General features: G+C 65.9%; 6 protein-coding genes. 1 reads left to right on the top strand and 5 read right to left on the bottom strand.

Annotated features, from left to right (window positions below):
• Positions 1–2: 2 nt before the first annotated feature.
• From Dfulv_RS15485 to Dfulv_RS15475, 3 genes are all read right to left on the bottom strand, one after another.
• Positions 3–1,574: an ABC transporter substrate-binding protein gene (locus Dfulv_RS15485; RefSeq protein WP_259863692.1), complete on the bottom strand. Its 1,572-nt coding sequence runs from the start codon at positions 1,572–1,574 to the stop codon at positions 3–5.
• A gap of 168 nt (positions 1,575–1,742) precedes the next feature.
• Entirely contained in the window at positions 1,743–3,215 is a 1,473-nt protein-coding gene (locus Dfulv_RS15480) for a M81 family metallopeptidase (protein ID WP_259863691.1), read from the bottom strand.
• A 61-nt stretch (positions 3,216–3,276) separates the two neighbouring features.
• Positions 3,277–4,080, bottom strand: coding sequence for a hypothetical protein (locus tag Dfulv_RS15475; RefSeq protein WP_259863690.1), 804 nt, complete (start codon positions 4,078–4,080; stop codon positions 3,277–3,279).
• A 550-nt stretch (positions 4,081–4,630) separates the two neighbouring features.
• On the opposite strand from Dfulv_RS15475, the gene Dfulv_RS15470 reads away from it, so the two are divergent.
• Positions 4,631–5,881 carry a M23 family metallopeptidase gene (locus tag Dfulv_RS15470; protein ID WP_259863689.1) on the top strand — a complete coding sequence of 417 codons (1,251 nt, stop codon included), beginning with the start codon at positions 4,631–4,633 and terminating at the stop codon, positions 5,879–5,881.
• A gap of 63 nt (positions 5,882–5,944) precedes the next feature.
• On the opposite strand, the gene Dfulv_RS15465 is transcribed toward Dfulv_RS15470, so the two are convergent.
• Both Dfulv_RS15465 and Dfulv_RS15460 read right to left on the bottom strand, forming a co-directional pair.
• Positions 5,945–9,274 carry an NACHT domain-containing protein gene (locus tag Dfulv_RS15465; RefSeq protein WP_259863688.1) on the bottom strand — a complete coding sequence of 1,110 codons (3,330 nt, stop codon included), beginning with the start codon at positions 9,272–9,274 and terminating at the stop codon, positions 5,945–5,947.
• A gap of 281 nt (positions 9,275–9,555) precedes the next feature.
• Positions 9,556–11,796, bottom strand: coding sequence for a glycoside hydrolase family 9 protein (locus Dfulv_RS15460; RefSeq protein ID WP_259863687.1), 2,241 nt, complete (start codon positions 11,794–11,796; stop codon positions 9,556–9,558).
• Positions 11,797–11,854: the final 58 nt, after the last annotated feature.

Below are 11,854 nucleotides of genomic sequence, written 5' to 3'. Positions count from 1 at the left end.
GGTCAGCCCTTGACTCGCAGCGACGACGGCTCCAGCAGGACCTCGTCGATGTAGTCGAATTCGATGCGCTTGCGGGCGAACCAATGCGTCGTCTCGCGGATCAGCGGGTAGATGTTCACTGCCGTCAGCACCTCCACCGCGGCCTGGTCCCACAGCTGGCAGCCTTCCTTGCCGGGGGTTCCGATCGCCTCGGCGGCGTGCTTGCTGTATCCCGCGTTCTTGATGCCGGCGAGCGGCTTCGGGTCCGGGTTGTCCAGCAGGAAGGTCCACTGACTCGGCAGGTTGGTGCCCACGCCGATAAGTCGGAGATCCCAGCCGGATCCGGAGAACATGATGTCGTTGGCGGCCGAGTTGGTCTTGACCTCGATCGTGGCCTTGACACCAAGTTTGGCCCACTCCTGCTGCGCGTACTCCCAGGCAGTCTTCTCCCGACCGAGCGCGATGATCTTCACTTCGAGTTTCTTGCCGTCCTTGCCGCGCACCCCTTCAGCGCCTCGGGCCCAGCCCGCGTCGTCGAGCAGCTTGTTGGCCGCGTCGACCGAACCGGTAGGAATCGACTTCTGCGACTCCGGGTCCTGGCAGAAGGGCGGCACGCCGGTGATCGTGCTGTTCGAGAGCTTGTAGAACCCACCCGTAATGATCTTGCCCCACTTGTCCCGGTCCAGCGAGATCGAGAGCGCCTTGCGGACGGCCGAATCCTCGAAGACCAGACCGGGGTGCTGATTGAAGAACAGGTACTGTGAGAGCACATTCACGTCGGTCGCGGCGAATTCCGCGTTGCTCATCAACCTGGCGCGGTCGGGAGTACCAAGCGAGATCATGTCGAGCTCGCCCCGCAGGCCCATGTTGATCGCGGTCGAAGATTCGGGGACAACCTTCAGCGTGAGTGCTGCCGGGAACCCGGCAACGGCGGTCTTGGCGCCACCGGGTCCCCAGGCGTAGTCCGTGCGCGCCTCCATCCGGTACTCGACGTCAGGGATGGAGCCCTTCAGCACGAACGGGCCGGTTCCGGCCGTCGTGGTGGCCAGCTTCGTGAGATCGGCAAGACCGCTGGGGCAGACGATGCCGATGCTCGCCATAACCGGCAGCCCGAAACTGAAAGGCTTGTCGAAGGTGACCGTGAAGGTGCGCGCAGCGTCGTCGGAAGAGGCCTTGAACTTCCCGTCCGCCAGGTAGCCGAGCAGCGCCGGCGGCGCTGTCTTCGGATCCTGCAGGTGTTCGAAGTAGGCTTGGACATCGCTGGCCACCAGCTTGTGACCGTCGGAGCAGGTTACGTCCGGGCGCAGGGTGAAGGTGATGACGGCCGGCGTGGCCGTCCACTTCTCGGCGATCCCCGAGACGATCGAGCCGTCCTTGGCGATGTTGATGAGCGGATCGTAGGCGAACCTGTCGATCACCTGGGCCTGGCCGAGAGCCTGCGTCGGATCGAGGGTCCCCGGCACTCCGCTGAGTCGCAGGGTCAGCGTCTGGCCATCCTTGTACGCACCGGCCTTACCGGTCGGGTTCGAAGAAGAAGACCCGCCACACGCCGAACCCGACAGAGTAAGTGCGGCTCCGATGGCTATGGCTATCACGGAGCGTGCCCGACCGTGCATAGAACACTCCAGAGGGACGAGTCGCCGGCTACCCTGGGCGACGTTGGACGCATCCTCGCTCAGCCGATCCAGGTGAGGCAATCAAGGCGGTCCACCCAGCGATACGCCGGCATCACGAACCATGATCAGCGCATTTGGGCCGTGTCGTCAATCGCCGTAAGTGGTGTGTGCGTCGAGCGGGTAGACAGGTCGTGGTGTCCGTGATCGTGGGAACGTGTCCAACCGCATGGTCGAGAGCCCTGGCGGGTCTGTGGAGACCACGGCCTTGGCCACTTCGCCGAATCCGGAACGGAAATGATGTGCCGATTTGAGAGCGATGAGGTTGCACCGGGCGGCGTCGATCCCGTGCAGCAACAGCGGAGTCCGGTCCAGCGTCTGCATAGCCCGGCTGATCACGACAACATCGACCCCGTCGATCACCAGCCGAGCACTGCGGCCCAACGGGTATCGCCAGCCTCGCCCCATCGGCGCCTCGAGGACCACCTCACCGTCGCTCAGGAGCTTCACGTAGGCGCGACACTCGATCGGAGCACCGTGTAGCGTGTCGGTCTTTCCGCCCAAGCGGATGTCGATCGTGGCTCCTACGCCGGCCTCGATCGCCTGCCGCACCACGTCCGGGTCCTTGATCCCGACGAAAACCGCGTTCTCCGGGCGAGCAGCCAGCAGCGCACGCAACAGGTGCGTGCCGTCGCCCGGGGCGCCGCCTCCAGGGTTGTCCGAGACTTCGTTGACAACGACCGGCCATTGTCGGCCGGCCTCCGCCAGACGTAGCGCCTCGTCGGGATTCGGGTAGTCGACGGTGAACTCGTCACGCAAGGCCCAGATCAGCCGCGCCGCGTCGCGGGCGACCCGCCGGGCCAGCTCATTGTCGGAGTTGTCGGCGATCGTGACGACCTGGGCACCGACGAAGGCGTGATCGGCGTACGGAAAGCCGTGCATGAATGTGCAATCCAGGATGCCGTCCTGCTCCTCGAACCGCTGGCAGATCTCCCGTGCCTTCGCTCCGATTCCTTCGTACGTCGTCGTTTGAGGCACGAGCAGCGGCAGGCGCTCGACATGAACGTAGGGACGCCATCGACCCCGGGCGATCAGGGACACCGCACGCATCGCTTCCTGCCCGCGTTCGAACATGTCGTCGTGGGGATAATGATGCACACCGAACATCGCATCGACAACGTCGGCTTCGGCCTGTGAGATGTTCCCGTGCAGGTCATGGGTCACGACCAGCGGCACGGCGGGGCCGATCAGGTCACGAACGGCCCGGCAGATGTCCCCTTCCACATCGTCGACGCCCTCGGCCGCGGCAGCGCCGTGCAGGTCCAGCAGAACACCGTCCACCGGCAGGACCGCACCCAGCGACTCGAGCAGGGCTTGCTTGAGGCGCTGGTATGCCGTCCGGGCGATCGTGCCGGCAGGCAGCGCCTCCGCGTGCAGCGTGCCGACCACCTCGGCGCCGGCCTCGCTCGCCGCGGCCACCATGCCGCCCACATAGGTCCTGCCCGCGTGGCGCTCAAAGACTGCCCGGCCGGTCACGATTTCAAAGTCGTCGAACTCGGTGCTCGTCGATGAGTACTGATTCGTCTCGTGGCTGAGGCCACCGACAGCTACACGCAGCTTCACGCGCGAACCCAAGCATAGGCCGCGAGGGCACACAACACACACGGTCCGCTGGATGGAACTGTCAATTCCCTGGAATCTGCAGTGCACCCGGCTCTCGGCGGACGCGCCGGCCGCGGTCGAGGAATGGGCACACGACGACGAGGGCGCCCCACCCGATAGCAAGTACTGCCCACGTGGTGGGCAAGGCAGCGGCGACCGTCGGGAAACGCAGTGAGCAGATGCCCAGGTACACCGCGCACGTAGCGACCCGGACGGCGTTGAACCGGCGCAGCGTCGGGCGCAGCGCGGCGACGGCCGTGAAGATGACCAGGGCCACCGCGAAGGCGCCTTGAACGGCCCAGTGGTTTACCTCGTTGGTGATCTCGGTCGGCCACCGCCGTTCCCGGTTGGCCGCGTACATGTCGGCGGCGTAGACCAACCAGGGCACCGCGCCGAGCGTGGCGAGCACCGCCAGCGTCCACGACACCCCCGACCCGGCCGGCCGGCGCACGTCGGCGACGGCCAGCACGCCGCGCCGGCGGCCGATCATGGCCAGGCCGGCAAGCACGCCGGCCTGGACCAGCAATGCGAGCACCATCCACCACACGGCGCTCTCGGCCCCGAGGAACCCCGAACCCGCGATCAGCGCCGCGACGACAAGGACCTGCGGCACGATCTCATCGACCCACTGTGGGCGAACCGTGACCAGAGCGAACCCCGCCACGATGAGGAAGGTGACCAACAGCCCCCAGCCGCCGTCGAGCAGTACCACCGGCACCCACTCCGCCGAGGGTGCGATGGTCACCTCAAGGTCGATGACCACGAACCCCAATACCGCCCACAGCAGCGCGAACACCGCCGCGAAGACCCGAATCGCAATCGCCATGCCGACAATGATCAACGATGGGCGCACGCGCCATCCGCGGCGAGACCGGCAGCCGCTGTGCACCGCCTCCGACAACCCGTGGCAGCGCGTCGAACCGCTGCTGCCCCACGGTCGAGCAGCGGAACGGCACCCGGTTTCCAGCACGTCAGGGCCGCATTCCGTCGACCACATCGCCATTCTCGTCTCAATTCCCGTAACGTCCCATTCATCAAAACGCCATCAAGCTGAACCATGCGGGGTGAGTGACCTTGCGGAGAAAGAAAGATCGGGTCAGATTCCATAGACGATCATGGAGCTATCCCACCATCTCCCCACCCGCTGCCGGCACATCGAGAACATGGCCACCACGTGCGGAACGTGACCAGGAGCTACCCGACAACCCCATATTGCGATACAAATCCGGCGTTCACATTCGGGTGAACCCCACTGCTGTACTTTTTATGATCTGATTCTTGCCATACATTCAAGGACATGGTTCTGCCGGGATTCCCCGACCCGAAATCCGTCGATCAAGGCAAATCAGCCTTCGTCGACACGTGAGGAGCAAGCCGTGTCCGCGTACCCTCCCATGGTCAGACGCGCGTTCGCCGCCGCAATGATCACGCTGCTTGCGGTGCTCTTCGGAGCGATTCCCGCCCGGACATCGGCGGCCGCCCCGCCAGCCGCCCCGGGCAGCAGCATGTACGAAACCGTATCCGCCGCGATCCTGCAGCAGGCGCAAGTGAGCCGGGCGCAGGCAACCGCCGCCGGGCGGCACACACGGGTGGACGTCCAACGCCAGGCCGACGACTGGGCCTTCGGCAGCGCGGTGCTGACCGCACCCGCACAACCCGACCAGTACCCGACGGGGCGGATGTTCCTCGCGCACCGCACCGGTCGCGGCTGGCAGGCTGCCCTCGACGGCACCACGGAATTCACCGCTTTGGCCAGCCAAGCGCCGGCAACCATCGTGTCCGCGCGGGAGCGTCAGGTGCTGGGCCGGGCCGCCGTCACGTTACTGCCCACGGCGGACACCACGTACAACACCGGGCTGCGCCTGCCGTTCGCGCTCGGCCAGTCCTGGAGACTCACCGGCGGGCCGCACGGTTGGAACGGCAGCGACACCCCATACAGCTCGATCGACCTCAACGGTGGCGACTATCGAGTGCTGGCCGCCGGCAGCGGCAACGCGTATCTGATGTGCGACGGGAACAGCTCGGGACAGTACGGCGGCTGGGTACGTGTCTACCACGGCAGCGGCTACACCACCGACTATTACCACCTGTGGTCGCCTGTCAACTACAACGGCGGCGCCGTTGCCGAAGGGGACTTCCTCGGCAACACCGGCCGCGACGTGTCTTGTGGCGGCTCCGCCCCCTATCGGCACGTCCACTGGGCCATCCTCAAGGACACCACCTACACCTCGTGGGTCACGCGGTCTGCCGGCAAATGGGTATTCATCAATAGATCGGCCGCGTACGGCGGCTACGCGCTGCACGGCAGCACGCGGGTCAATGCCGGAGGCCAGCACACGGATGCCGGTGGATTGCTGTACAACTACGGCGCTCTCGACTTCAACCAGGGCATCGTCGACGCCAACGACGATACGGGCATCAACAAGCGCTCGGGACCTGGCACCGGGTACCCCATCGTCGGATCCGTTGCCGACGGTGAGACCGTCACCATCTCCTGCTGGCGCAACGGCACCACCCTTTCCGGCCGCTGGGGTTCCACCGCGGTCTGGAACAAACTGACCGACGGCACCTGGGTCAGCGACGCGTACATCTACACCGGAACGGACACCATCGGGCCGAACTGCTGACGATCCGGGATCAATTGAAGTGGGCGTCGGGGCCAGGGTCATTGCGCGCGGGATGCTCCTGGCTCAGCGCACTTTCATTCGGCGCTTCACCGGCTGGGAGGGGATGTCGGATGCCTTCGGCCGGGTTCGCTGCGACATGTGCCACCAGAAGTGCCGCAGCTGCCGCCGGGGCACGCCCTCCCAATGCGCCCGGTGCCGCATGCCGACGAGCCTGAACGGCAACCAACGGAAGGGTCGCAACAGATAGATCTGCCGGTTGCAAAAGCCTTCGTCCAGTTCCTCCGAGTACGACGTCTCCCCCCTCGGCGGGTACGGGCAGAGACGGAAAGGACAGTGGTCGAGGCAGTTGCTGCCCGCTGACGAAACCTGGGCGGAACCGATCGCCCGGTCCGGGTCCAACGCTCTCCGGTCGGTGGTGATGCATGGCGGCAGGTCCCGTCGATCGGCCTGGGTCAGCCGCGCGTCCACCCCGGACAGTTCCCCGCCTCGTCCGATGAGGTTGAGCATCAGCATCACATCAGCCAGCAACTGTTGTGCGGTGGGGTGCAGTGTGGTCCAGCCGACCGAGTCCATGATCCAGCAGTGTTGTCCGTACTGACTGCGGCGCGACGGGCTGTACGAGCCGATATGGCTGGTCAGGATGTGCTCGTCGATCCAGCAGAACTCCGCCGGCCGGCGGGTCTGCAACGCCAGGGTGCACAGGGCCGCGGCGGCGAGGACGAATGGGTGCGGCCGGTCAGCCTCGCTGCTGGGCCACTTGCCCCCGCGTCGCGTTCCCGCGATGGAGACCCAGTAGTCGACCTGCTTCTTGGGGTTGGATCCGTGGCCCCGGTCAGCGAGGGCTTCATCTGGGTCATCAGGTAGCGACCAAAGGGTCAGTGCCTGGATCAGTGTCAATTGCGAGAACCAGAAACGTGACCGCGTGAGCGCCCACTCCGCCTTCTCGATCAGCACCGCGCGCCGGTGCGCATGTACCGACGAGTGAGGATGCCGCTGGTTCGCGGTCAGCTTGAAGCCCCTGGCGAGTGCGATCTCCAGCGCGATCGACGGCCTGGTGCTCCGACGCGACGGATCCATCTGGGCGAGGTATTCGAGCCACTCCTCGAGGTACGCCTTCGTCTCGCGCTCATGGCCGACGTCGCTACGGACCTGGTCGTCTGACGCGACGTCATCGGCGGTGGACCAGTAGTACAGCAGTGGGGCCAGCCAGGCGCACATCACGCGTTTGCGCCGGTCCTCCTCTTCCTCCTCGCTGTCGGGGGGCGGCCCGGTCGACGCTGCGGTAACGGCCCCGTTAGGCCCGAACTCTTTGAGCTCGTCCTTCAACGAATCGAATGCCTGTGCTCCGCTGGCGCCGATCTCCAGAGCGGCGGCCAAGCGGATCGAACGTGCTTTCTCCCGGCCCATGAGTTGGTAGAACGTCCGGTAGGCGTGACGGACACGCTCGGTGGGTCCGTCAGACCGGTCGCCGCCATCGGTGGCGGCCCGCACCGCGTCACCGAAACGGTGCACCAGGTCGAGCTTGGCCTCGTCCATAGCCCGGTCGAGCCGGATCGGCCGGCTGATGTCGTCCCATCTGCTCTCGACCGCGCTGATGATCGCTGCCGGGTCCCGATCCGCGCCAATACTGTCGATCTCAAGCGCGGTGGCGAAGATGTTCAGCGCCGCGACGGCATCGCGATCCACCTCGTCTTTGGCTCTCTTGATCATGCCGTCGCGGGTCATCTCACCGTCTTGCGCTGCTGGCCGTCGTTCCCGCCCCGAAGGCCGAACCTCGTCGGCGGGGACGGTGGGGGCGGCGCCCTTCGTGGCAGCCTGTGCTGCCTGGAAGGCCAGCGCGATCAGGAACTCCTTGCCGTGGAAACGGAAGGCCTCGCTCGTATAGCTCTCGTCGCGGAGCGCATCGTCAAGGTGGCGGGAGCCGAGGTACGCCTGAATGATGCTGTGCCGGAAGCGGACGCTGTCCTGGCGTGCCTCGACAACGCCCAGTTCCGCGCCCATGGTCGCAATGATTCGCAAGTCGTATGGTGATTGTCGTGCGGTGCCGTCCGCCTTCGCCCATAGACGGTTCATCAGCGCATCGTGGAGTCCGCGGTGCTGCGGCTTGTCGCCGGGCAGCCGGGCGTCATGGGGTTGTTGCGCGTCGCAGGCATCCGGCCCGACGAGGTCTGCGAACTTGACCTCGAGTCGGTCCTTTTTCAGGCCGATGCATGCGAGCGCCGAGAGTACCTCGACGGCAATCCTGCGGCGCTCCCGGTCCAGTGCGTAGTCCTGGTAGAGATCGCCGTTGACCAGCGCGCGCCGCCACGCCTCCAGGAGATGCCAGCGCAGCACGGAACGGCTCACCCGCGGGTGCCTGGTCGGCACGCGGTCCGGCCCGGCGGGGAGCCACTCCTGGGGAAACATCTCCCACAGTCTTTCGACATGGTTCAGCTCATGGATGATCTGCATGTACAGCGGCGAGCCGGCGACCTCCGCCGATCTCACCAGCCAAGTAAGTCGATGCAGGTCCGTGCTCGTGTCCTGGCCTCTGTGCCCGTTCACGTCGTCGCGGGTCAGGTACTCCAGGGCCGGTCCCTGCCCGAGTGGCTCCAGTTCGATGATGATCGCCCGCGTTCCGCGCAGTGGATCATGGGGGCGGGACGCGACGATCAGTGGCAGGTCCTGTTCAACAGCCCGGTCGATGGCTTGCCGGAGCACGGTGTCACGGTCGTGTGCTCCGTCGTTGTCGACCAGCGCCTCATCCAGGCCGTCGGCCAGGACGACGACCCGGTTGTCCCGGCGCAACTGCCGCCAGATCTTGTCCGACTCGGCGTTGGAACGCAGCACCGGGTCGACGAGACTTTTCAGTCGCTCGCGGGCCATGGCCTGGAAGTCCAGCTCCTTCGTCGCGTTCCGTAATCGGATAGCGACCGGCACCACGTTGTAGCTTGCTAGTAGCTTCATCAATCTGACGAGAACCGCTGTCTTGCCCGCCCCTACGGACCCGATCAGGATGTGCGGACGCCGGGTCTCGCGCTCTCGCACGTCGTGCATGAGCACCCTGCATAGCTGTTCGCGCCCAACGACGTCACCGACAATGCTCCCGGCCGTCGGCACCAGGTCATTCGGATGGTCCTTGGCACTGTTCTGGTAGCTCCGGCGCACTCGGGAGTACCGATACAGGATGAAGCCGAGAAACACCAGCCCGAGCGTCAACCATGGTGCGATGAAGCTGTTGACGACGCTGCAGTACATGCCGAAGTCATCGCCGCAGATGCGGTGTGAACTGATTCCGGCCTTTGGGCTCAACCATCGCGTCACCAGGTTGTAGCCCGCGAATCCGACCCACCCGAGCAGCAGAGCAGCGGCCGCGACGACAAAGCCCAGCCGCACCAGCCCCGACCACGGCACATGCCACCTCGACGCTGGTACCTCACCGGGCCTGGTCCTCAGGATCCCCTGACGGGTAAGCCGAAAGCGAAGACGCCACAGGAGCAAACGCCAACGCTGGCGGCTCCATACCGCGACGGCCCATGACGTTCTACGAAACATGACTACTTCGCCTCAAACCGTAAGGCGTCGATCTGTCACCGTTGCGGAGGCTGGTTCGCGCTTCGCCGCCCGGCACCATCCGAGAAGTTGCGCGCCGTCGTTGCGGCCCTTCCCAGTGAAGGTACCTCGCCCCGGATTGCCTACAGATCGGCTGCGAACGAGGTCACCCACGACAGCGCCGCATTCCAGTTGATGGCGACTTCGTTGGTCGACCACGACATGATGTCGTCGAGATAGCAGAACTGTGGCTTGGGCAGCGGAGCCCCCTTCTGCGTGCCGACGAGTGTCTTTCTCGCCTTCGGATCCTGCAGTCCGGTGTTCGGGCCGCCGGCGATCGCACCCGGTGGTGGCGGTGGGAAGTTCGGATCTCTCTGGTGGGCGTAGATGCGACTGTGCTGGTTCTTCGAGTGTTGCTCGCCGTACCCGGTCACGTAGGACTGGTTGAGGGCGTTGCGGCCGAAGATGTAGTCCAGCCCTTCCAGCACACCGTCGCGGTACATCGTGTCACCCGTCAGGTCGAACGCGGTGGCCATGACGACGAGCTTGTTGAGCGCCACGCTGTTGGAGCCCCAGATGTACTCGCCGTCGGTGAGCGGCACCCCGTACGGATGGTCTCGTACTGCCGCGAGATACCGATCAGCGGCGGCCCGTACCGAGGCGCGGGCGAAGTCCCGATCGGCGTCGGGCAGCGGCTTGCTCCCGGTCACGGTCGCCAGGTCGAGCCGGCCGAGCCCGGCGACGTACTTCCAGTCGAACCCGCTGGTGCCGAACGCATCACCGGTCCGGTACGGCGAGACCCGCAGCGCGTCGAGATAGGTGTCCTCGCCGGTGGTGAGGAACAGCTCGGCGGCCGCCCAGTAGAACTCGTCATCCACGTTGTCGTCGTCGTACGGGCCGCCGCCGCTGCTGTCCTCGGGGCTGGCGAACATCGCCGGGTGGGCCTGCGCGGCCGTCCAGGCGGTACGAGCTGCGGCCAGGCAGCCGTCGGCGAAGGCGTTGTCAAAGCGGTCGTACAGCCGGGCGGCCTGCGCGGCGACCGCGGCGAGGTTGAGCGTCGCCGCTGTCGACGGTGGGTGCAGCTCACGCCGCTGTGGATCCGCGTGGGGGGCGCACGGCAGATCGGTCCACTTGTCGTCGTGCACCTTGTGGTGTGCCATTCCCGCGAAGGGCATACCGGCGGGGATCTGCATACGCAGCAGGAACTCCAACGCCCAGCGTGCCTCGTCGAGAATGTCCGGCACGCCGTTGCCGCGCTCGGGAACACGCAGGCCGCCGTCGCGCAGCGCTTCCGGCACCGCCCCGTTCACAGTCCGATGCATCGCCCGCTCGAACTGGCTGAGCAGTTGGTAGACGGCGATGCCGCCGTTGACCACGTACTTGCCGTGGTCGCCCGCGTCGTACCAGCCGCCCTGCACGTCGAGCGTGTAGTCGCACACCGCCGGCTGACAGGGCACGTCCTTGTCGCCCTGGTTGGGTGGGACGCCGTCATGCGGGTCGTGTGGGACGCCGATGTGTCCGGCCGGCCGGACGTACTTGGGGCCGGGCGCCAGGTCCGCCCTGATGTCGATGCCGCTGCGTTGAAGGTAGAAGAAGTGCAGGGCATCGGAGCGCAACCGGTCGTAGAGGGAATCGGAGATGTCGAACGGGATGCTGTCCTCCCCTGCAGCGCTCAGTTTGTACCCGATGCCGGGCTGTGTCAGATCGCTGAAGTCGACCGTGTGGACCTTCTGTCCGGAGGACGGATCCTCCCCGCGGGGCGTCGAGGAGTCCGACGCGACACGGTTCCCGGCACTGTCGGTCACACGCCAGGGAATCGGTTCGGGGGCGTCGGTCACGACGGTGGCCCGCTTCGGCCCGAACGGCAGGTAGCCGACCTGGTTCACCCGCACCCGTGGGCCGGTGTCCGGCACCGAGGGCCGCACCGGATCGCCGCCGACAAGTGACACGTCGTCCAGGAAGAAGGTGCAGTCGTTCGGGTGGCCACCGAACTGGAACGCGAGCTGGCCGTTGTCGGTGTTGTCGAGGGTGCACACGAACGTGAACTGGTGCTGCTGTTGGCTCGGGGTGACGTTGACGTCGCTGTTTTCGAACGTTCCGGGGAACGTGTGGTCGACTTGGACCTGGGCTCGAACCCCGACCGTCACCGGCTCACTGGCCGAGGCGGTGAACGAGAGCGTGTACTCCTTCCCGTTTCGCAGCGCGATGTCGTTCTGACCGACGATGACGTCGAACTTGTTCGACGTGCCGCCTGGCACCTGCACGCGCAGTTTCCCGTCAACGGCGGACATCTGCACGCCGGCGCCACCGGCAGCGAACCAGCCAGCGGTGTCGTTGTCGTTGAAACATCCGTTGAAGACTTGTTCTCTCGACTCCTGTGCCATGGTTCCAGCCTCCGCTGCACGGCTCTGCGTGCTGACCAGTTCCTCGTAACGTGGAGAG

Source organism: Dactylosporangium fulvum, from assembly GCF_025137375.1.
GTDB classification, from domain to species: domain Bacteria; phylum Actinomycetota; class Actinomycetes; order Mycobacteriales; family Micromonosporaceae; genus Dactylosporangium; species Dactylosporangium fulvum.
The sequence above is the reverse complement of the archived record's forward strand: the minus strand, read 5'-3'. Positions and strand labels throughout refer to the sequence as shown.

Excerpts from the sequence above, each read along its gene's own strand:
- Dfulv_RS15475 (WP_259863690.1), bottom strand. The coding sequence starts at position 4,080 with ATGGCGATTGCGATTCGGGTCTTCGCGGCGGTGTTCGCGCTGCTGTGG.
- Dfulv_RS15460 (WP_259863687.1), bottom strand. The coding sequence starts at position 11,796 with ATGGCACAGGAGTCGAGAGAACAAGTCTTCAACGGATGTTTCAACGAC.